This is a genomic window from Vreelandella titanicae BH1 (assembly GCF_000336575.1).
In the GTDB taxonomy this organism is placed as follows: domain Bacteria; phylum Pseudomonadota; class Gammaproteobacteria; order Pseudomonadales; family Halomonadaceae; genus Vreelandella; species Vreelandella titanicae.
Map to the genome: position 1 here is coordinate 32,817 of NZ_AOPO01000016.1, position 18,988 is coordinate 51,804.

22 protein-coding genes, 1 tRNA gene and 2 pseudogenes are annotated in these 18,988 nt (G+C 51.9%); 16 read left to right on the forward strand and 9 right to left on the reverse strand.

The window, feature by feature from the left end; translation table 11 throughout:
* The 5 genes from HALTITAN_RS20665 (at position 1) to HALTITAN_RS26120 (ending at position 3,236) form a co-directional block, all read left to right on the forward strand.
* Positions 1 to 666, forward strand: a complete 666-nt coding sequence (locus tag HALTITAN_RS20665) for a class I SAM-dependent methyltransferase (protein WP_009288254.1) — start codon at positions 1 to 3, stop codon at positions 664 to 666.
* Between the two features lie 305 nt (positions 667 to 971).
* Positions 972 to 1,208 (forward strand): hypothetical protein, encoded by a 237-nt coding sequence (locus tag HALTITAN_RS25860; RefSeq protein ID WP_051052165.1) that lies wholly within the window; start codon positions 972 to 974, stop codon positions 1,206 to 1,208.
* A gap of 210 nt (positions 1,209 to 1,418) precedes the next feature.
* Positions 1,419 to 1,886 (forward strand): ATP-binding protein, encoded by a 468-nt coding sequence (locus tag HALTITAN_RS25865; RefSeq protein WP_201764706.1) that lies wholly within the window; start codon positions 1,419 to 1,421, stop codon positions 1,884 to 1,886.
* Between the two features lie 361 nt (positions 1,887 to 2,247).
* Complete coding sequence (locus HALTITAN_RS26115) at positions 2,248 to 2,760, forward strand: hypothetical protein (protein ID WP_236614979.1); 513 nt, start codon at positions 2,248 to 2,250, stop codon at positions 2,758 to 2,760.
* Positions 2,761 to 2,846: 86 nt separating this feature from the next.
* Positions 2,847 to 3,236, forward strand: a complete 390-nt coding sequence (locus HALTITAN_RS26120; protein WP_223828029.1) for a hypothetical protein — start codon at positions 2,847 to 2,849, stop codon at positions 3,234 to 3,236.
* A 317-nt stretch (positions 3,237 to 3,553) separates the two neighbouring features.
* Here HALTITAN_RS26120 and HALTITAN_RS26125 read toward each other — a convergent pair whose 3' ends face one another.
* From HALTITAN_RS26125 to HALTITAN_RS26135, 3 genes are read right to left on the reverse strand one after another with little or no spacing between them, the layout of a single operon-like run.
* On the reverse strand, positions 3,554 to 3,772 hold the full coding sequence (locus tag HALTITAN_RS26125) for a hypothetical protein (protein WP_223828028.1): 219 nt from the start codon (positions 3,770 to 3,772) through the stop codon (positions 3,554 to 3,556).
* A 29-nt stretch (positions 3,773 to 3,801) separates the two neighbouring features.
* Complete coding sequence (locus HALTITAN_RS26130; RefSeq protein ID WP_236614980.1) at positions 3,802 to 4,128, reverse strand: bile acid:sodium symporter; 327 nt, start codon at positions 4,126 to 4,128, stop codon at positions 3,802 to 3,804.
* The gene (locus tag HALTITAN_RS26135) at positions 4,128 to 4,475 is read right to left on the reverse strand and encodes a hypothetical protein (RefSeq protein WP_223828026.1); all 348 of its coding nucleotides are present in this window, start codon (positions 4,473 to 4,475) and stop codon (positions 4,128 to 4,130) included. The genes HALTITAN_RS26130 and HALTITAN_RS26135 overlap by 1 nt, the downstream gene beginning before the upstream one ends.
* Positions 4,476 to 4,742: 267 nt before the next feature.
* On the opposite strand from HALTITAN_RS26135, the gene HALTITAN_RS20685 reads away from it, so the two are divergent.
* The 4 genes from HALTITAN_RS20685 to HALTITAN_RS20700 all read left to right on the forward strand — a co-directional run bounded on the left by HALTITAN_RS20685 (position 4,743) and on the right by HALTITAN_RS20700 (position 8,315).
* Positions 4,743 to 5,657, forward strand: a complete 915-nt coding sequence (locus HALTITAN_RS20685; RefSeq protein WP_009288256.1) for a cation diffusion facilitator family transporter — start codon at positions 4,743 to 4,745, stop codon at positions 5,655 to 5,657.
* A 98-nt stretch (positions 5,658 to 5,755) separates the two neighbouring features.
* The gene (locus tag HALTITAN_RS20690; RefSeq protein WP_039860347.1) at positions 5,756 to 6,433 is read left to right on the forward strand and encodes a DsbA family protein; all 678 of its coding nucleotides are present in this window, start codon (positions 5,756 to 5,758) and stop codon (positions 6,431 to 6,433) included.
* Positions 6,434 to 6,531: 98 nt separating this feature from the next.
* Positions 6,532 to 7,422 (forward strand): M23 family metallopeptidase, encoded by an 891-nt coding sequence (locus HALTITAN_RS20695; protein ID WP_161609189.1) that lies wholly within the window; start codon positions 6,532 to 6,534, stop codon positions 7,420 to 7,422.
* 110 nt (positions 7,423 to 7,532) lie between these two features.
* The gene (locus HALTITAN_RS20700; protein ID WP_009288257.1) at positions 7,533 to 8,315 is read left to right on the forward strand and encodes a ZIP family metal transporter; all 783 of its coding nucleotides are present in this window, start codon (positions 7,533 to 7,535) and stop codon (positions 8,313 to 8,315) included.
* Positions 8,316 to 8,344: 29 nt separating this feature from the next.
* Here the strand turns inward: HALTITAN_RS20700 and HALTITAN_RS20705 are convergent, their stop codons facing one another.
* Positions 8,345 to 8,803 (reverse strand): MerR family transcriptional regulator, encoded by a 459-nt coding sequence (locus tag HALTITAN_RS20705; RefSeq protein ID WP_039860348.1) that lies wholly within the window; start codon positions 8,801 to 8,803, stop codon positions 8,345 to 8,347.
* A gap of 86 nt (positions 8,804 to 8,889) precedes the next feature.
* Here HALTITAN_RS20705 and HALTITAN_RS20710 point away from each other — a divergent pair, with 86 nt between their 5' ends.
* From HALTITAN_RS20710 to HALTITAN_RS25030, 5 genes and pseudogenes are all read left to right on the forward strand, one after another.
* Entirely contained in the window at positions 8,890 to 11,076 is a 2,187-nt protein-coding gene (locus tag HALTITAN_RS20710; protein ID WP_039860349.1) for a heavy metal translocating P-type ATPase, read from the forward strand.
* Complete coding sequence (gene lspA, locus HALTITAN_RS20715) at positions 11,073 to 11,576, forward strand: signal peptidase II (RefSeq protein WP_009288258.1); 504 nt, start codon at positions 11,073 to 11,075, stop codon at positions 11,574 to 11,576. The genes HALTITAN_RS20710 and lspA overlap by 4 nt, the downstream gene beginning before the upstream one ends.
* 4 nt (positions 11,577 to 11,580) lie before the next feature.
* Positions 11,581 to 13,110, forward strand: a complete 1,530-nt coding sequence (gene lnt / locus HALTITAN_RS20720) for an apolipoprotein N-acyltransferase (RefSeq protein WP_039860352.1) — start codon at positions 11,581 to 11,583, stop codon at positions 13,108 to 13,110.
* Between the two features lie 103 nt (positions 13,111 to 13,213).
* Positions 13,214 to 14,194, forward strand: a complete 981-nt coding sequence (locus HALTITAN_RS20725; RefSeq protein WP_223828159.1) for a L,D-transpeptidase family protein — start codon at positions 13,214 to 13,216, stop codon at positions 14,192 to 14,194.
* A gap of 287 nt (positions 14,195 to 14,481) precedes the next feature.
* Positions 14,482 to 14,778 (forward strand): annotated as a pseudogene (locus HALTITAN_RS25030) (cytochrome c oxidase assembly protein); the annotation flags it as partial.
* Here HALTITAN_RS25030 and HALTITAN_RS26415 read toward each other — a convergent pair.
* From HALTITAN_RS26415 to HALTITAN_RS20745, 4 genes and pseudogenes are all read right to left on the reverse strand, one after another.
* Positions 14,775 to 14,819: pseudogene (locus HALTITAN_RS26415) on the reverse strand (hypothetical protein); the annotation flags it as partial. The pseudogenes HALTITAN_RS25030 and HALTITAN_RS26415 sit on opposite strands and share 4 nt — an antisense overlap.
* Positions 14,820 to 14,894: 75 nt before the next feature.
* Complete coding sequence (locus HALTITAN_RS20735; protein WP_039860357.1) at positions 14,895 to 15,848, reverse strand: TraI domain-containing protein; 954 nt, start codon at positions 15,846 to 15,848, stop codon at positions 14,895 to 14,897.
* On the reverse strand, positions 15,835 to 17,055 hold the full coding sequence (locus tag HALTITAN_RS20740; protein ID WP_039860358.1) for a site-specific integrase: 1,221 nt from the start codon (positions 17,053 to 17,055) through the stop codon (positions 15,835 to 15,837). Before HALTITAN_RS20740 ends, HALTITAN_RS20735 begins: the two co-directional genes overlap by 14 nt.
* Positions 17,048 to 17,287: a hypothetical protein gene (locus HALTITAN_RS20745; RefSeq protein ID WP_039860360.1), complete on the reverse strand. Its 240-nt coding sequence runs from the start codon at positions 17,285 to 17,287 to the stop codon at positions 17,048 to 17,050. Before HALTITAN_RS20745 ends, HALTITAN_RS20740 begins: the two co-directional genes overlap by 8 nt.
* A 125-nt stretch (positions 17,288 to 17,412) precedes the next feature.
* On the opposite strand from HALTITAN_RS20745, the gene HALTITAN_RS20750 reads away from it, so the two are divergent.
* Positions 17,413 to 17,667 carry a helix-turn-helix domain-containing protein gene (locus tag HALTITAN_RS20750; RefSeq protein WP_039860361.1) on the forward strand — a complete coding sequence of 85 codons (255 nt, stop codon included), beginning with the start codon at positions 17,413 to 17,415 and terminating at the stop codon, positions 17,665 to 17,667.
* Between the two features lie 176 nt (positions 17,668 to 17,843).
* Here HALTITAN_RS20750 and HALTITAN_RS20755 read toward each other — a convergent pair.
* Positions 17,844 to 17,920, reverse strand: a tRNA-Met gene (locus tag HALTITAN_RS20755).
* 271 nt (positions 17,921 to 18,191) lie between these two features.
* Here HALTITAN_RS20755 and phbB point away from each other — a divergent pair.
* On the forward strand, positions 18,192 to 18,938 hold the full coding sequence (gene phbB, locus HALTITAN_RS20760) for an acetoacetyl-CoA reductase (protein ID WP_009288260.1): 747 nt from the start codon (positions 18,192 to 18,194) through the stop codon (positions 18,936 to 18,938).
* The last annotated feature ends 50 nt before the right edge of the window (positions 18,939 to 18,988 follow it).

Sequence of the window (18,988 nt, forward strand, 5' to 3'; positions counted from 1 at the left end):
ATGAATTCAAAGCACCACTGGGAGTCGGTATATCAACGCAATACTACTGACCAAGTGAGCTGGTTTCGGTCTCATTTAGAGGCCTCCCTTGATTATATCCAGGCAGCGACTCCAGACCCACATGCGGGGATTATTGATGTGGGTTGCGGTGAAGCAACGCTAGTAGATGATTTGCTGGCGCTTGGGTACGACGATATTACCGTTTTGGATATTTCGGAAAGCGCCATTGAAGCCGCAAAGCGCCGTTTAGGCAAAGCTTCCAGCCGCGTAACGTGGTGTGTTGGCGATATTACGCAAGTGATACTGAAGGCCCGTCGTTATGATCTTTGGCATGATCGCGCGGTTTTTCACTTTTTGCTGGACTCAAACCAGCGCGCAGCGTACGTACGGCAGCTGTGCTATAGCCTTGTACCCGGTGGGCATGTGGTGATGGCAACCTTCGGGCCAGAGGGGCCGACACGATGCAGCGGTTTGGACGTGGTGCGCTACTCGGCTACGCAGCTTAGCGAGCAACTTGGCCCTTCGTTTGAATTATTGAGTGATCATCTTGAGGTACACGAGACGCCAACAGGCCATTCTCAGCAGTTTCTGTACACCCATTTTCGGCATAAAGATGGCATAGGGCGTTCACTGAGCGTTCATCGTCATGGCGATGATATATTTTAAATGTAATGCGGTAACGAGTGGCACCATCAATAGCGACGGGACGTAAGGGCGGTAATCGTGCTTCTTTGCTTTTAATGTGTTGCATTTGTTTTGTTGTAAACGCTAAGCCCGAGACATTTAACCATTGCCAGCATTGGAGCGTTTGCTCGCGTTTTAGTGGTAATGAGATGCCGGAAATGATTAGGCTGTCGTTAAGAGGACGGATGGCCCTTCTCTTTGTAATAGTCGTGACCGCTGTCCTCACGCTCGCGGCTGTCAGCTTCGACTACTTTTCTTGACTTCGTTTCGAAAGAAAGGACGCTCGAATGATTGAAGCCAGAGTCTCTGCCTTGAGAGCGATCATCACGAAGGGGGATGATTTCGACCTGAGGATGGCCTCGGATATCAAACGGTTGGTCGACAACTCGTTTGGCTTTACGGACGCTATTATGGCAGGCGATCGGATTATGTACTCACGCTACAACCTGTCCGAGGATGTGGCCAGCTTGCTAAGCTCGAAGGGTGGGCGGGTAGAGAGAGAGGAACGATCCAACCGGCCATGATCACTGCACATTGTCTGGATACGCGTATCTCAGCTGCATCTGTGCCAGCCTTGTAGCACAAGCTCGTTGATAACTTCAATGCCATGCTCGTGCGACTGGATCAGTCCTTTTAAGGCTATCGAATTTTTCCGCTGATATCGCACACGAGCTGCGGAATCCTCGTAGAAGTGGCGTTATTCTACCCTTGAAGAGCTACGCCGGATGTCAGACATGGTTGACGATATGCTTTTCCTGGCTAAAGCTGACAATGGCATGATTACTCCAGACTTCGACGTTCAAGATCTGGCCGAGATAGCTTCGAGCGTGCTGGAGTATTACGAATATGCCGCTGACGAGAAAGGCATCAGGCTTATCATGCGTCGCCACGGTGCAACACGGGTGCGAGGCGACAATCTTATGCTGCACAGGGCGATTTCGAACATCATGTCCAACGCGGTTCGCTATGGCGACGCAGACACCACGATCGATGTTGAGCTATCTCAGGTTGGCCAGTGGGTGCGTTTGAAGATAAGCAATCGTGGGCCCACGATCCCGCCCAAGCACATCGACAAATTGTTCGACCGTTTTTACCGTATTGATACGGCCAGACGAGAGGGCAACACATTAAATGTCGGCTTGGGGATGGCTATCACTCGCTCCATTGTCAATCTGCTGACGGTGTCACTACTTTCGGGATGAAGTTACCCGTAGCGACCTGAGCTAGGTGCACTTCACCCTTCGTCTGCTTGAGTTCGGCACGACAGTCACACAGGACATCAATATGCTCTCAGAAGAATCCTCGACCCAAACGGAGACGAGACAGCGGAACCAGCATTGTGTCTGTACTACGCTTGATCGGTCAGCGCTGATGAAAAATCTCTCCAGTCAGTTGGGGGAGAGCGCGGAAGAAGTGCTGTCCAGCACAGCCTAGCACCAGATTTATTCGGATGCGGCTGTTTTCGTCCCTAGCGAAGCTTTGAATCAAATGTTGGGCATCGTCCGTACGCTTGAGACAACCATCGCTTTGCCGGGCTACCGTAGCAGGGTTCTTTCCCAAGCAATGCGGAGTGCCCAGATCAATCCGGGGCCTGTGGGTGCTTTTATGGGCTATGATTTTCACCTGGGCGAGGAGGGGCCGCGCCTGATCGAAGTCAATACCAACGCTGGTGGCGCGTTTCTGAACGCCGTGCTGGTTCGTGCTCAGCAGCGCTGTTGCAGCGGCACCCAGCGAGTACCCGGAGCATCGGACTTCGATGCGGCGGTGATCGCCCAGTTCAAGAGCGAATGGCGCTCCCAGCGTGACAGTGGCCGTCCACGAAGCATTGCGATCGTCGACGACCAGCCTGCCGGACAGTACCTGTATCCCGAGTTCAGGCTGGCCCAGCAGCTGTTTCAAAAAAATGGTATCGAAGCACTGATCGTCTCGCCTGCGGATCTCAGGTATGAGACAGGGGCGTTGTATGCCGAAGATAAACAAGTCGACATGGTATACAACCGCCTGGTGGATTTCGCGCTAGAGGCCCCGAGCACGCAGCCTTGCGTTCGGCCTGGCTGGATGGAGGCGCCGTTATAACTCCCAATCCCCTTGCCCACGCCCTCTACGCGGACAAGCGCAATTTGGCGGAATGGTCGGATGTTTCGAGGCTGGTATCATGGGGCTTGAGTGAGGAAAACGCCGCACTGCTGGAGACAGGTGTACCACGAACCCTGCAGGTAACAGCGAACAATGCTGATGAACTGTGGCAAGAACGCCGACAGTGGTTTTTCAAACCGGTGGCCGGTTATGGCAGCAAGGGTGCTTACCGAGGCAGTAAACTCACTAAAGGCACCTTTGCCCAGATTCTGGAAAGCGACTATATCGCTCAGGCTTACGTGCCTCCATCCGAACGTCTGGTCTTGGTCGACGGTGAGCGGCGTAAGCTGAAAGTCGATGCGCGCCTCTATACCTATCGCGGTGATTTGCTGTTGGCCGCGGCAAGGTTATATCAGGGACAGACCACGAATTTCCGTACACCCGGCGGTGGTTTTGCACCCATACTTGTTGATTAGAATCGAACATATTCCAAACAAGTCTCATAGATTGAACCCTGTCAGCCGGATAACCCGGCTGGCAGGGATAAATAAACCGCCTGCTGGTCAGGTACAACCGCTGAGACACGTAATTGACTGCGCTGAGCGGTACAGGAGCTCAGCACCGAATTGAGCAGCGATTCCCTAAGTCAGAAAATATAAAATTACTAATGTTCCAATCCCTTCGGCTCCCGCTGCTTCTGTCAACTCACTTCCCGTATATACATGTGCGATGCCTGAATAATAACGTCTAATTATTTGGGTTATACCGCTCACCGCTACGCTACAAACCGATATTACCAATATTTAGGATTTCTTCCCCGCGCGAGCATTTTCGCTGCAATAGGTGAAGTGATCATCTGGATTACAGTGAAAAAGGCAGCTGGGATAGCAATTTCTGATGGCAGGCCCGAGGCAGCTACAAACGCAGCGGCAATACTAAATTCCTTTTTGCTGACGGTGAAAAGATAGGTAATTATCTCTTTTCGGTCATCCGTTAATAAGCGTGAGCTCATGCCCACCAGGTAACCTATCAAATTAAGACTCAAACAAACGCGTACCAACCATAGCCAAGAATGGTTTCTGCGTTAGGGCCTACAACAGCCAGCAGTATTAAGAGATAAAGGATCGACCCCAGTCCTGCATAAGCTGAATCATGACGCGCAAATAATGCCGTAAAGCCTGTACGTAGACTTACCCCTAAGACAGTGGGTACAAACACAATCAAAACGAGCTCAAGAATGATTGCGCAGAGCGGAACGTCTAACTGAATACCTGTTAACCACAAAAACAGGAAGGGAACAATAAAAGGACATAACGCCGTATTGACCGCGTTGAAGACGGCAGCTAACGCCACGTTACCACGGGCCATTAATACAAGAAGGGGTGAAGATACATCCGTGGGCAATGTGCCAAGTAAGTCTGGCCCGCGGCTAGCGGTCCACTCCCAAAAAACAGACGGCCAGTCAAAAAACCCGCAATCGACATCGGATCATAGACTAAGCCTAGAGCTAATAATTGACGGGACGGCTTACGAAAAACGATGCGTACCGCATGCGCGTCAAACGTCAAGCTGATGATAAACATCAACAGCGCCAGTAGTGGGCCAATGGAGGATTCAAGAAACATTTCGGATGACGGAAATAATAAGCCTAACCCTGCAACAAAGATGACAAACCAGACAAGATGTGCCTCGACAAAATAAAGAAATCTACTCATGTTGGGTTTCGAATTACCGGTTGAAGTGGGCCGAATACCGCACTAAAAAACGCCCTCACCTTGCTCCCAATAAGCACGATGCCCTTTCGTGGTCGTCGCTCATTTGAATGTCATGCGGATAAGCCACGTCTCGCGGCACAATACATCATGAGCTATTCGCCTCATACCACCTTGTCGGGCATAAATTGACGACATTCAGGGGTTGAAGCTTTAGTAGCTAGAGGTTTTATAGTGGCTGAAATGAAAAAGTTCTAGCGAGGTTAACATATGGGACATCATCATGATCATCCCCACATTGATCCTGCCTCTGGTGACCGGCGTGTCAGCATTTCCATTTGGGCAAATGGCCTATTAACCGTCGTCCAAATCGTCGGTGGCATTATGGCGGGAAGCCTTTCGCTGATCGCTGATGCGTTACATAATTTTTCTGATATGGCGGCGCTCGTTATTGCCTTTGCCGCCCGGAAAATCGCGAGACGACCCGCTGATGCACAAATGACCTTTGGCTATGGTCGCATCGAGATAGTAGCCGCCCTCATTAACTACACCACACTCATTCTCGTTGGTGTCTACCTGATTTACGAAGGCGCCATGCGCATGATTGATCCCCCTGAGATACAGGGTTGGATAATCGTTATCATTGGTGGTGTCGCGCTTGTCGTTGATGCACTCACAGCATTGCTTACTTGGTCGATGCAAAAAGGCAGCGTTAATATACGTGCCCTCTTTTTACACAACCTTTCAGATGCGTTGGCGTCCGTCGCAGTGATTATCGGTGGTTCGTTGATTCTACTGTATGACATGCGGTGGATAGACCCCGCCATTACGATCGGTATTGCGGTTTATATTCTCTATCTCGCTTTCACGGAGATTGGTGGCCCCATCCGCACACTCATGCTGGGATCTCCCCCTGATATTGATGGTCAACGCGTCATTGAAGCAGTGCGTAGCATTGAGGGTGTCCAGGATATTCATCATGTACATCTATGGCAGATGCAAGAGAACATGGCCGCGCTTGACTGCCATGTGGTTATGACGGAGGCCGGCTGGCAGCGGCTGGAAGCGATTAAAACAGAGATCAAAGGCCAACTAAAAACGCGCTTCAACATTGTCCATTCCAGCTTAGAGTTTGAGCATATTGACCACGCGCACCAGAATGCCAACCTTTACGGACATGAGTAACAAGCCATGCATGCTCTTTTGGGCACTTTTTAGATCGGGCTTCATGCCAAAGAATCCTGATTTAATTTTCAATCACACATTTGAAATAGAGAGAAAAAATGTTTAAAAAAACGACTTTTATGCTTGCGGGTACGTTGATGTTGACAGCCGCTATCATGGCGATATCAAAACCTGCACTACTCGATATGCAAGCTGAGGCGGCCAGTGAGAATAGTGCCCAAGCCGAGAGCACCTTGGTACGTTCACACTCACCGATCCTCGGGCCAGAAGAAGCGCCGGTAACGATTGTTGAGTTCTTCGATCCAGCTTGCGAAGCCTGCCGTGCCTTTTATCCACTTACCAAGAGTATTCTGGAAAACTATCCAGAAAAAGTGCAGTTAGTCGTGCGCTATACTCCCTTCCACGGCGACGTTTCTGATAAGGCCATTCGCGTGCTGGAAGTCGCTCGTCGTCAGGGTGTATTCGAACCGGTGCTCGAAGCTCTACTCTCCCGTCAGGGGCAATGGGCCGCCCATGGTAGTTTCGATGAATCGGCTATCATGGATATCGCCAGCGAAGCAGGCTTAGACCGGAATGCCGCTGAAGAACAGCTCAACTCGGCTGAGGTGCAGGCGGTGATTGACCAAGACATGGCGGACGTCAAAGCTAACCAGATCCGTCAAACGCCGACCTTTTTCGTCAATGGAGAACCTCTAGACCCCTTTGGTATGCAGGAATTGATTGATGCGGTTGAAGACGAAATAGAAGAGGTTTCTGATGGAACGGGTCCTCAATGATGCAGCGTTGGCTGATAATGGCATTATTGAGTGTGTATCCTGTGGTCGTAGAAGCCAACTGGCGAGAGAGCCTCTTTCTCTCGCCATCAGGTGCACCATTGGACAAGATACAAGCAGCTACCGAAAAAGGGCGCTTCATTACACAGCCCCGCCTTGACACTCTGACATTTGGTCGTGATATCACCATTGCTACTTCTCTATATGAGTCCTTGGCAGTAGAGGGAGTTCCCCCGCGTTTCGCTACCAAGTTGGAGGCGCTACTAGGCGAGTTCATGGAGGCGCCTGTTGAATTTTCAGGTAGTGAACGTATCCAGCTAGTGTGGGAAGAAGACAGACGTGAGGATGGCTCCCTTGTGGGGCCTCCACGGCTGAATTATGCGGGATTGCTCGACCAGGCAGCACGAATAGAGGTGGTATGGCCGGTAGACAAAAAAGGCATCGTCATGCTCTTCAAGAACGAAGAACTTTTAGATACTTTGCAGCTACCGGTCTTTGGTGCACGCCTGACGTCCCGCTTTGGTAATCGGCGGCATCCCGTGTACGGTGGAGTTCGTCCTCATAATGGCATAGACCTTGCTGCGCCTTATGGCACACCTGTCATAACCACCGCGCCTGGTCGAATTTCCTTCATCGGTCGTCAAGGCGGTTATGGGCGCGTGATGGAAGTAGAGCACGATACGGGGACTATCAGCCGCTATACGCACCTAAGCCAGTTTTCCCCACAGTTTTTGGTCGGCGATCTGGTCAACGCTGGGGAGATACTCGGGGAGGTAGGTACCTCAGGCGTCGCCACTGGCCCTAACCTGCATTATGAAGTGAGAGTGAATGACCGGCCTATTGACCCTATGGAGCAAGGTCGGCGCATTATCCTTGGGGAACAGCCTACTCGCCTGGAATCCCTAGCATCACTTTACGAGGCAAGGGGGCGTTTAGAGCAAGCGATGGGCATATCCTCTATTTACGATCTGATTTCATTTAATGAACCATAAAATTTAATGCTGACCGGCTTTGTGTTGGTTGCGGCGTGAACGGCATCGGCTGGCTCTTAAACAGTATTAAGCAGCTTGATGGGTAATCAATAATTATAAAAGCTACGTTTATGGAAGGTACTTCGCTGGTCGCCTTAGGTTTTTTAGCAAGCCTTGCTGCGGGCTTGATGACCGCTATTGGCGCGCTTCCGGTATTATTCACCAAAAAAACCAATCGCGGTGTGCGTGATTTGGCACTGGGGTTTGCGGCGGGTGTCATGCTAGCCGCCTCTTTCTTCTCTCTGATTATACCTTCCTTGGATGCTTCCGAGTTGCGCTACGGTGGTAGCGTCGTGCCAGCCGCTATTGCCTGTGTGGCGATACTGTTGGGTATTGGGATGGTCGCTCTGTTGAACGAGTTACTTCCCCATGAGCATTTCGAGCAGGGACGAGAAGGGCCGGAGGCAGCCTCGCTTCGTCGTATCTGGCTATTTATCATCGCTATTACGATACACAACCTGCCGGAAGGCCTGGCCGTGGGCGTGGCATTTGGCGCTGGTGGTAGTGAGGGGGGGTTGCCGCTTGCCATTGGTATCGGCCTTCAGAATGCGCCAGAAGGTTTGGCCGTTGCGGTATCACTGCTCGGGGTGGGATATTCACGTTGGCGATCCTGGACGATTGCTGCCCTCACGGGGCTTGTCGAACCGTTGGGAGGTCTATTGGGTGCTGGTGTCGTCAGCATGTCACAGGCACTACTCCCCTGGGGATTAGCCTTTGCTGCCGGGGCGATGCTGTACGTCATTAGCCATGAGATTATTCCCGAGACTCATCGGAATGGTCATCAGAAAAAAGCCACATTTGGCCTCTCGATCGGGTTGGTATTCATGCTTTTTCTGGATGTCTCGCTAGGTTAAAGCGTTGGCAAGGGCCTACAGCGTTGTGGTTATCCCAAGTCGTGGGCCCCACCATGCGCCGTTTCACTGATACAGTGCTGGTGGTCACTTATCACTTCAATTATTCGGCAGCTCCCTACTTTGCCACCGGCGCACTGGGTGACCATCCGCTGAAGTTCGTCTCGCAATACAGAGAGTCGCTGAAGACGGGACTCCACTTTCTCCAAGTGATGCTTGGCAATGGCATCGACCTCCTGGCAGGGCATGTCGGGCTGGTCTGACATTGCCAATAGCTCACGCACTGCGTCTACCGAGAAACCGAAATCTCGGGCATGGCGTATGAAGGTCAAGCGCCGGACGGCGTCTTCACCGTAGCGGCGCTGCCCCCCTTCGGTACGCGATGCATCGCGCAGTATCCCGATGCGCTCGTAATATCGCACCGTTTCTGGCTTGCAGTCTGTACGCCGTGCCAGCTCACCGATGCTGATGCTTTGGCTACTTCGGGCCATCGTAAAACTCCTTCCAAATGACTTGAAGCTGTAGCTGCTACAAGGTTTAAACTTCAAAACAATAACGTATTGGGAGGATAGGCACCATGGAAAAGTCAACGCATACAGCCGCGCCCGCGGTATTGACGCTGCGGGTCGAAGGCATGGACTGCGGCGGTTGCGAGCGCAAGGCAGAGTCCGCGCTGGGACGCTTGGACGGCATTGAGGAGGTGACAGCAAGCTCGGTCACGGGGTCGGTGAAAATTCACTCCCAAGATCATGGGGCGCCGCCGCAAGAGACAATTGAGCGAGTCCTGAATGAGCTGGGCTACCAAGTGGCCTCGCATGATGGCCAAAAAGGTCCTTCGTCCTCTTCAACCCCTTGGTGGCAAACCGCTAAAGGCCGCCTGGTCATTATTACGGGCAACCTGTTGGTAGTGGCCTTTGCACTACGTATGGTCTGGCCGTCCTTAGGTAATTTACCCTTCGTTATAGCTACGCTAGTGGGATTGGTACCCATCGTACAAAGTGCCTGGGGTGCGCTGAAGATGCGCAATCCCTTCACCATTGAAATGCTGATGTGCATCGCCGCTCTTGGCGCATTGGCCATCAATGCCGCTGCTGAGGCAGCGATGGTGGTTTTTCTATTCGCTGTGGGGGAGCTACTGGAAGGTGTGGCGGCTTCACGAGCGCGTCGCAATATCTCGGCCTTAGCAAACTTAACGCCGTCCATGGCAAGGCTTATGGAAAACGGCGATGTACGCGAAATCTCAGCGAATTCACTCAAGCCAGGTCAGCGAGTACTGGTGCGCCCCGGCGACCGCGTTCCTTGTGATGGTCGTATATTGGCCGGGGAGTCAGATATTGATGAATCGCCCGTCAACGGTGAGTCCATACCGCGATCGCGTGCGCCTGGTGATGATATCTTTGCCGGTACAGTGAACCTTGGTGCCGCCCTGGAGGTGGAGGTAACACGAGGCGCCGAGGACAACACCATTGCACGGGTTATCCGTCTGGTCGAAGAGGCGCAGGCTGCCAAGGCACCGATAGCGCGCTTTATCGACCGATTTGCCTATTACTATATGCCCACGGTCGTTGTACTCGCGCTATTGATGGCAGTGGTGCCTCCGCTGGTCTCAACGATGGCGTGGTCAGAATCCATTTATCGTGCTCTGGCACTGCTATTAATTGCTTGCCCCTGCGCATTAGTCATCTCAACTCCCGCCGCGATTGCAGCTGGTCTATCGGTGGGCGCTCGTCGCGGTCTGCTGATCAAAGGTGGCGCCGTGCTTGAGCAGTTAGGCAAGCTCCGCCTGATCGCTTTGGATAAGACCGGCACACTCACTGCGGGCACGCCCAGGGTCACCGACGTGGAAGACTGGGCCACCGGACAGAACGAAAACGAAGTATTGAGGCTGGCAGCCGCCATGGAACGTGATTCCAGTCACCCCATCGCCACAGCCATATTCTCTCATGCGCAGCAGTTGGGTCTTGTCATCCCCCAAGGCGTTGCCAACCGAGCGCTTCCAGGGCGAGGCGTCGCAGGTCAGGTAGAGGGGCGTGAACTGAGTTTGATTACGCCTCGTCACTTGGCGGAACAGATCGTTCTTGATGAAGCGATTAGCGCACGATTATCTGAGTTGGAGGGCGCTGGCAAGAGCCTTGCCGTACTCGTTGAAGGTGATCGACCAATTGGCCTAATCGCTGTACGCGATGAGCCGCGTGAGGATGCTATAGAGGGACTTGCCGCTCTGTCACGCTTGGGGGTCGAAGCCGTCATGCTCAGTGGCGACAATGCGCGCACGGCCAGTGCCATTGGTGGGTCTTTGGGCATTGAAGCCTATGGCGAATTAATGCCTGAGGACAAGGCTCAACGCGTTCGTACCTGGCAAGCCGCTGGTCGTGGTCCCATAGGGAAAGTAGGAGATGGTATCAATGATGCCCCAGCACTGGCTGCAGCAGACGTAGGTATCGCTATGGGTTGCGGTACGGATGTGGCATTGGAAACGGCGGATGCAGCCCTGTTGAAGAACCGGGTTACCGGTATCGCCGAGATGATCGACCTATCTCGTGCCACGCTGCGCAATGTTAAGACCAATGTGGCTCTCGCCCTTGGTCTCAAGGCCATTTTCCTGGTCACCACGGCAATGGGTATCACCGGCATGTGGATCGCGGTGATGGCGGATACCGGTGCCACCGTACTGGTCACCTTAAATGCCATGCGTCTATTGGGCTATCGCTTTTCGTCCAGTACTGCGATGACTGAAAAGCAACAAAGGGAAGTCACGTCATGAGTGATGTACAACTAGGCCGTCTTTCAAATTGCTGGCCTTGGTTTTCCCTAGCGATATTGGTGGCACTGGCCGATCAAATCATCAAAGAAGTTGTGCACGCCCTGATGCCCTTTGGCCAAGTTATTCCGTTAACGCTGTTCTTTAACTGGGTTTACACCGGTAACACAGGGGCCGCCTTTAGTCTTCTTGCTGATGCCGGTGGCTGGCAGCGCTATGTCTTTGTTGGTTTGGCTTTAATCGTCGCTGTAGTGTTGATGGTACAACTATGCAAACCCATAACCCGTCTGGAAGCGGTTGCATACAGTTTAATATTGGGGGGAGCTATAGGTAATACGGTTGACCGTTTAGCGCGAGGCTATGTAGTGGACTACCTGGATGTCTACTGGGGGCAATGGCACTGGCCTGCGTTTAACTTGGCTGATATTGCGCTGTTTGTAGGTGTATTCATTTACGCATTGACGCTTTGGCGTGAGCGTTCCTCCTTCAAGCAATCTGAGTAACCGCATGGATTCGGTCAAGCAAACAGAAACATACGCAATTTTTTCAGGGCGGGTCACACCGATACTCGGTTGTTTAGTAGCGCTAGCGGCGGGAGTGTTAACTACTTTAAGTGCCGCGCCCTTTTACCTATGGTGGCTTGGCCCGGTGGCTGTCGGGCTGGTCTATTGGAAGATACATGCGCTGACGCCTGCGATGGCTGCTCTGCGTGGGTGGTGCTATGGCGTGGGCTTGTTTGGCGCTGGCACTTCTTGGGTCTTCGTCGCTATCCACGATTACAGTGATACCGGAGCGCCGTTGGCGTTACTCCTCACTATTCTCTTCGTAGCCGTCCTCGCACTATTCTTTGCGGTTCCCTTTGGGCTCTATCGTCGCCTCACAGGGCCTCGGCTTGCATTTCTTAGCTTTGCTGGTGTGTGGGTCGTTAGCGAATGGCTTCGCACCTGGTTGTTCACTGGCTTTCCTTGGCTCTTGCTAGGTACTTCACAGATAGATTCTCCCTTGGCTCCGTGGGCGCCCATTGGTGGGGTATACCTGCTTTCGTTGATTACCGCGCTGACCGGCACATTGGGAGTAGAGTTATTACGCCGTCGCTGGTGGTTCTTAGTCCCTATCGCCGTCATGTGGCTTGTGCCGTTAGTCTTGCCTAATCAATGGACGACGCCTGCTGGTGAGCCCATCCACGTCGCGTTGTTACAAGGGAATCTTGACCAGAACATTAAGTGGAGTGCTCAAGGCCAGCGCGAATCGATCAATATCTACACGTCGATGACACGGGAGCAGCCGAGCGATATCGATCTAATCGTTTGGCCCGAGGTGGCACTACCCCTCTTTGAGCAGGAAGCGCAGTTGACTCTTGAACGGGTAGCGTCTGATCTCAGCCCTGGCACTAATCTACTCACCGGCATCTTGCAACGCGACGGTGAGGGACTCTATTACAACAGCGTTATCGGCTTGGGTGACGTGCAAGGTCAGTATCGCAAAGCACACCTGGTACCCTTCGGCGAGTACCTGCCACTGAAAAGTCTCCTCGCTGGCACCATTGCCTTTTTCGACCTGCCTACACCGAGCATGACCCCAGGGCCAGGCGAACAGCCCCCAATACACGTCGCGGGTACGTCCATTGGCAACGCCATCTGCTATGAGATCATTTTCGCTGACCGCCTGGCCCAGCAGGCGCGCCATGCCGAGCTGTTACTAACGGTTTCCAACGATACTTGGTTTGGACGCTCCATAGGCCCGCACCAACATTTGCAAATGGCGCGCCTACGAGCCTTGGAAAATGGCCGTAGTTTAATCCGTGCCACGAGTAATGGCGTAACCGCCCTTATTGATTCCCAGGGCCGCATCACTGCTAGCGCCCCCCAGTTTGAAAAGACCAGTTTAACAGGCGAGGTAACCCCCATGCAGGGCCTCACTCCCTTTACCCGTACCGGTAGCGGGCCCGCCTGGTTATTAGCAGCTCTGCTGACATTACTCGGTTTACAACTGAACGTGTCTCGATCACAAGACAACACATTAGACGAAAAGGAATAAAGCGATGCTCTTATCAATACGTAAATCAGTGGTACCCAAGAAAACATATCGATGGCCGCTACGGTTGAGTGCATTGTTGAGTGTGATGGTAACTTGGCTGGCGATGTCCAGTGCCGTCTTAGCCGAGCAGAACTTGGCTGGGCAGAATGAGGAATGGCCCAAAGGGCACTATCCATTACCTGATGAAGGCAATGTCATAGGCAAGGCTTACACTGTCACCGTGAAGGATGACGAGGATACGCTGATTGATATTGCTAGACGCCATAACCTTGGCTATCTGGAGATTGTACGTGCCAACCCGGATGTCAGCATTTGGGTTCCCGGAGTGGGTACTGAAGTAACCATTCCAGAACGCTTTATTCTGCCGAATGTCGAGCGTACCGGTGTGGTCATCAATATCGCAGAGCTGCGGCTTTACTACTACCCCGATGTCAGTAACGATGAGTCGCCCCGCGTTGAGACCTATCCTATCGGCATTGGCCGTGAGGGGTTTGATACACCTCTTGGTGTGACCAAAACGACCATGAACATTAAAAACCCCGCATGGTACCCGCCTGAGTCGGTGCAACGCGAAGCGGAAGAGCGCGGCGAGAAAGCGCCCAGTGTGGTGCCGCCTGGCCCCGACAATCCACTGGGGGATCACGCCATTATTTTAGGCTTCGATGGTTATTTGATTCATGGCACCAACCAGCCCGATGGCATTGGCATGCGCGCAAGCCGTGGCTGTATACGCATGTTGCCTAACGATATTGAATCAATTTTTGATCGCATCCCGGCGGGCACCCAGGTCAACATCATCAACCAACCTATTAAAATCGGTTGGGACAACGGGCAGCCGCTGGTGCAGGCATTCCCTCCTTTAGGTGAGGAAGATCACACTATGACCGCTCTATCAGACGCCATTACACGCCTTGAACAACGCAATGCTGATGGTGTTCGCTTCGATTACGAACAGCTTAGCGATTTACTGGCATCATCCAACGGGCTCATCGAATCTCTGAATCCCAAGCCGGAACCGAGTAATAAAGAAGAAGACGACGATATCAACAGTGTTTATGAAGAACTGGCACTTCATGCATCGTAAATATTGATAAAGAAAGGGCAACGCGTTTTTCCAGCCTTTAGGAGAACAACGGCTAGGCTACCGTCAACCCCTTAATATTCGTCTTGTGTTGTTGGATTGAGTTTTTCCATCGCTAGCGTAGAAAGAGCTAATGCGATCATCACAACCTTGGTAGCAGCGACTTGCCGCATGGTGCAGTCGCTGTCTAAGCTGTCTCAATGTGCTTAATCTGAGGGAGAAGGGTGATTGACGTTGCGCTGAGCTACTTAAAGCCTTGGGAGTTCTCACTGACGTGGGCGACCGCCTGTGTGCTGGCTATCGTTCTCTACTTCCGTGGCCTCCGACAGCGCCAACAGCTTGGCGAGTCTACAAGCATAGCCCGTATACTCGCTTACCTGCTGGGGGTTGCGGCGATCTATGGCGTCACCCTGACCCATTACGACTATCTCGCTCAGTACATGTTCTTTGCCCATCGTGCCCAACATTTGGTACTGCATCACGCGGCCCCCTTCTTGATCGCTTTGGCAGCCCCCCTTCCAGTATTGATCGAAGGTTTGCCAATGCGAAGGTCAGTGTTACGGCTTAGTTCGATCAAAAATTCTCTGGCCTGGATGACCGAACGCGTACGTTCACATGGCATGGTCATAAAATTCTCAAATGGGTCAGGTAAAACCGCCGCTCCAAGAAGCTGACGGCTCTAGTTGAAAAGTAGAAGACTGCATTAGTGAGATGCCGCGGCAGGTAGTTGAGGCTGCCAAAATAGGTTCTGTCCGAGTCGTCCAAACCCCTTGCTCGATTGACGGCGAAAAGCTCGCTGTTGGTTATCAGCCATCGCACTCTGTCCGTCCGCATCACGGATATAGCGGGCCAGCGTCATCGCCGCAGGTTGGCCATATCGTGCCCCAGGAGAAGCGCACGTCCACACATGGCGGAGGGTCATCGCTATATCGGGCTCATGTGCATCTAAGTAGGCAAGCCCATATGCACAAGCCTCTAGCGTAAACACGTCATGACTGCAGAGCTTCCAGGCGGCATTAGGCTTACCTTTGGAGTCATAGGTGTATGTCTTGCCGATATCGTGCAATAGCCCGCCCACGAAACAGGCTTCTTGCATGAGACGAGGCATGGCCGGCTCATTCAGGCGCAGCATTGCCACTGAATGATTGGCAACCTCCAACGAATGTTGGAGCAAACCGCCTGGGTAGGCGTGATGATAGTTACGGCTTCCCGGTGCATTAAGAAAGGCTTCCAATCGCTCTTGACGCTCCAATACTCGTGTCAAAAAGGTGCGCAGGTGATGAGACGTTAGCGATTGTGCGGTCGCTACTAGCCGATCAAACGCCTCGGGTAATGGGCAGTAAACACGGGGTAGCGACTGCAGCGTGCCGAGTGCATCAATCTCTTCTGGGTTTGCTTTACGAAATGCATTAAGTAAAAACTGGCCAGACCAACACTTCACCCCGGTGGCGGTGACATGTTCCAGGTGGCCAATACGCTCCGGTGCGGGTGTTTTCTCCAAGTTGAGCATCGCAACGTGATCGCCCTCGCAGTCGCTGAGGCGAAGTTTCAAGAACGGCTTTTTCGCATCATCAAACACCACGACACGGCCGGTTAGGCGATAAGTCCCCGTGAAGGAGCGCGTCAGTTGACGAGAATAGTGATTAGACAGTTTCATGGCGGCGCTCCTTCTGAACGTTAGCGGATGAGGTATTGCCGAGCAGACGCTCAAAGGCAGAGCCATCCATACGGGTGGCGTTGGGGACATACCGCGAATAGACCTTGAACAGCATTTCCGTTGAGCTGTGCCCCAGCATCCTTGCCACCCACTCGGGGTTCTCACCTGAGGCTAGAAAAAGCGTCGCGGCGGTATGGCGCGTTTGATAAGGACGTCGCTTGGTCAGCCCAAGGGCTTTTAGTAAGGGGTACCACACGCGCTTGGTGACGTTATTATGATCAAGCGGCCCTCCCAGTTGATTACAGAACACGTATGCGCTTTTTTGTCCGGTGGCGGCATACTGAGTTTTTAACGCGTCATACACCTGCCCAAACATAGGGATTTCCCGTTGTGAGCCATCCGTCTTGGTGTACTCCGTTTCGCCATTGATCAACGTCTCGCGTACCAAAATTTCTCTTTTCGCAAAATCAACGTTCTTCCATTTCAACCCATCGACTTCGCCGGTGCGCATGCCGGTAAAGAAGCGCACCGTGTAGTAGTTGCGGTAGTCCGGGCGGACGCTGTCGATAATGCGCTGCACTTCCTGCAGCGAAAATGGCTCGATGTGGGTTTTCTGCAGTTTCAAAGGCTTGATGTTCTTATAGGGCGTTTCAAACTCGAATCGCTCGGCTGCCTCACCTAACACCATTCGCAAAATTGTCATGTGGCTATTGATTGTTTTGGGCGAAACGACCCCCGTGGCTCCGCGCCCCTTACGTTTGGACAACTTGGCACGGAACGCCATGATGTCCGCCTTACTGATTTCACCCATCGATTTTTTACCGAAAGCTGGCTTTAGCGAGCTATCAAGAATCGAACTTACATTGCGTACGTGGGAAGCACGCCACTGGATTTTGCTTTCCTCAAACCACTGGGTAGCGAAGTCATTAAACAGTGGTGTGTTTGAATTGCTGGCATTTTGAAGATCGGCTGTATTAATAAGCTGGTCAGTTTTCAGTTTTTGTAAATTGCTGCTATTAGGAAAGAACTCCGAATAATTGAATTCACTGAGCAGCATTTTTGCTTCCATGCGCTGTAAAAGTTGTTCCAGCTGCTTACGATTTTTTGCGTTATCGTCCAGTAGTGTTTGTTCCCGAAATCGCTGGCCGTCATACCTGAAGTCGATGAAAAGCTTTTTGCTCTCTTTACGAGCGCGAACCTTACCCATGGCATACCCCTCCATTAGCCATAGGGATGGCGATTGCTTGCTGACGAGGAGTCGCTTGCAGCATTTCTTCCTGGATAGCTTCCCAGATATAAAGAATTTTTCGACGCCCAAAGGGCCGGATGTAATGAGTGCCTTCAATTAGCACGCTGTCTTTGAGTTGCTGACGGATAGTGCGTGCATCATATTTGATCCGCGATGCGAGCTCTTCCGTTGTCAAAAAAGTGCAGTCCATGAGACTATCTCCTCATGTTGGTGATCATTTGATAATATTTTTAATCGCTCGAATGTAAATATATACGTTCAAATGATTATTTCAATACCTTTTTGATAATTTTTATAATCATATTGGATGAAGAGATGATTCGGTATCACTTAAAAGAGCTGATCGCTGAGAAGGAGTTTGCAGAACGTCGCAGAATTACGATCGGTGAGATAGCAAAAGAAACAGGGATTAATCGGATGACGTTATCGAAAATTATCAACCATGCAGGCCATAGCACAGTGACTGATAATCTTGACAAACTTTGCTACTACTTTGATTGTGAAATCGATCAGTTGGTGACCCATATCAAGGAAGCAGAGGATGCGCTGCTGCCATCTGATTCACGTTGAATAGTGGGTAGACGAAGTTGCGTGTTAGGAGCCTGAAGGTCACCTTCATTTTGGAAGGCTAAGGGAAGAAATGAAGTTTGGGCACAGCGTGGGCACAATTTGGGCACAGAGGGATTCTGAAAGATAAGCATAAAAAAAGGCAGACCAGTAAGTAACTGATCTGCCTTTCAAAATATTGGTAGCGGGGACCGGATTTGAACCGATGACCTTCGGGTTATGAGCCCGACGAGCTACCAGACTGCTCCACCCCGCATCAACGTGTGGCGTATTCTACAGAAGTTTTAGGTGAAGTCAATAGAGTGATTAACACGTTTGGCTTATAGCCGTTGATTATGACCTGCGGCAACATGGGGTAAGTGCAGCTATGCTTTATATAGCCATAACAAAAAGCTTACGTTGGTGCATTGTTCAAGAAAATTATGCACTAGGGTAATACAGGCGCAGTCGCGCTTATTCACAATGGCTTGCGGCGCGATGTGCGTGCTTTGAGATCCAAGCCATTTGTCATTTCAGGGAGGTAGTCAATGGCCAATCAAGCCCCCGTCGCCTGGGTAACTGGTGGAACTGGTGGTATCGGTACGGCAATTTGTCGTTCGTTGGCAGATGCGGGATATCTGGTCGTGGCGGGTTATCGCAACCCCGACAAGGCTAAGACCTGGCTAGAAACGCAGCACGCCGACGGCTATCGCAATATCGAATTGTCGGGTATCGACCTTTCTGACCACAACGCCTGCCTGGAAGGAGCCCGCCAAATCCACGACAAGTATGGCCCTATTAGTGTGTTGGTGAACTGTGCGGGGATCACCCGTGACGGCACCATGAAAAAAATGTCTTACGAGCAGTGGTACGAAGTGCTCGATACCAATCTCAACAGCGTTTTTAACACCTGCCGAAGTGTCATTGAGATGATGCTTGAGAATGGCTATGGTCGAATTATTAATATTTCATCCATCAACGGTCGTAAAGGTCAGTTTGGCCAGGTCAACTACGCGGCGGCGAAAGCCGGTATGCATGGCTTGACCATGTCGCTGGCACAGGAAACAGCGACCAAAGGGATTACCGTCAATACCGTATCGCCTGGCTATATCGCCACCGATATGATCATGAATATTCCAGAAAAAGTGCGCGAAGCAATCCGGGAAACAATCCCGGTGAAGCGCTACGGCACGCCAGAGGAGATTGGTCGACTGGTTACCTTCTTAGCCGATAAGGAGTCAGGATTTATCACCGGTGCGAACATCGATATCAACGGTGGTCAGTTTATGGGCTAGTGATTAGCCCAAGAGGAGAGCGCAAACGGGAGGCTATAAGCCTCCCGTTT

Excerpts from the sequence above, each read along its gene's own strand:
- HALTITAN_RS26130 (WP_236614980.1), bottom strand. The coding sequence starts at position 4,128 with ATGGCCCGTGGTAACGTGGCGTTAGCTGCCGTCTTCAACGCGGTCAAT.
- HALTITAN_RS20705 (WP_039860348.1), bottom strand. The coding sequence starts at position 8,803 with ATGGCCCGAAGTAGCCAAAGCATCAGCATCGGTGAGCTGGCACGGCGT.
- HALTITAN_RS20735 (WP_039860357.1), bottom strand. The coding sequence starts at position 15,848 with ATGAAACTGTCTAATCACTATTCTCGTCAACTGACGCGCTCCTTCACG.
- lnt (WP_039860352.1), top strand. The coding sequence starts at position 11,581 with ATGGATTCGGTCAAGCAAACAGAAACATACGCAATTTTTTCAGGGCGG.
- lspA (WP_009288258.1), top strand. The coding sequence starts at position 11,073 with ATGAGTGATGTACAACTAGGCCGTCTTTCAAATTGCTGGCCTTGGTTT.
- HALTITAN_RS20700 (WP_009288257.1), top strand. The coding sequence starts at position 7,533 with ATGGAAGGTACTTCGCTGGTCGCCTTAGGTTTTTTAGCAAGCCTTGCT.
- HALTITAN_RS20665 (WP_009288254.1), top strand. The coding sequence starts at position 1 with ATGAATTCAAAGCACCACTGGGAGTCGGTATATCAACGCAATACTACT.
- phbB (WP_009288260.1), top strand. The coding sequence starts at position 18,192 with ATGGCCAATCAAGCCCCCGTCGCCTGGGTAACTGGTGGAACTGGTGGT.
- HALTITAN_RS26135 (WP_223828026.1), bottom strand. The coding sequence starts at position 4,475 with ATGAGTAGATTTCTTTATTTTGTCGAGGCACATCTTGTCTGGTTTGTC.
- HALTITAN_RS20685 (WP_009288256.1), top strand. The coding sequence starts at position 4,743 with ATGGGACATCATCATGATCATCCCCACATTGATCCTGCCTCTGGTGAC.
- HALTITAN_RS20745 (WP_039860360.1), bottom strand. The coding sequence starts at position 17,287 with ATGGACTGCACTTTTTTGACAACGGAAGAGCTCGCATCGCGGATCAAA.
- HALTITAN_RS20690 (WP_039860347.1), top strand. The coding sequence starts at position 5,756 with ATGTTTAAAAAAACGACTTTTATGCTTGCGGGTACGTTGATGTTGACA.
- HALTITAN_RS26115 (WP_236614979.1), top strand. The coding sequence starts at position 2,248 with ATGCGGAGTGCCCAGATCAATCCGGGGCCTGTGGGTGCTTTTATGGGC.
- HALTITAN_RS20740 (WP_039860358.1), bottom strand. The coding sequence starts at position 17,055 with ATGGGTAAGGTTCGCGCTCGTAAAGAGAGCAAAAAGCTTTTCATCGAC.
- HALTITAN_RS20725 (WP_223828159.1), top strand. The coding sequence starts at position 13,214 with ATGTCCAGTGCCGTCTTAGCCGAGCAGAACTTGGCTGGGCAGAATGAG.
- HALTITAN_RS26125 (WP_223828028.1), bottom strand. The coding sequence starts at position 3,772 with ATGAGCTCACGCTTATTAACGGATGACCGAAAAGAGATAATTACCTAT.
- HALTITAN_RS25860 (WP_051052165.1), top strand. The coding sequence starts at position 972 with ATGATTGAAGCCAGAGTCTCTGCCTTGAGAGCGATCATCACGAAGGGG.
- HALTITAN_RS20750 (WP_039860361.1), top strand. The coding sequence starts at position 17,413 with ATGATTCGGTATCACTTAAAAGAGCTGATCGCTGAGAAGGAGTTTGCA.
- HALTITAN_RS20710 (WP_039860349.1), top strand. The coding sequence starts at position 8,890 with ATGGAAAAGTCAACGCATACAGCCGCGCCCGCGGTATTGACGCTGCGG.
- HALTITAN_RS25865 (WP_201764706.1), top strand. The coding sequence starts at position 1,419 with ATGGTTGACGATATGCTTTTCCTGGCTAAAGCTGACAATGGCATGATT.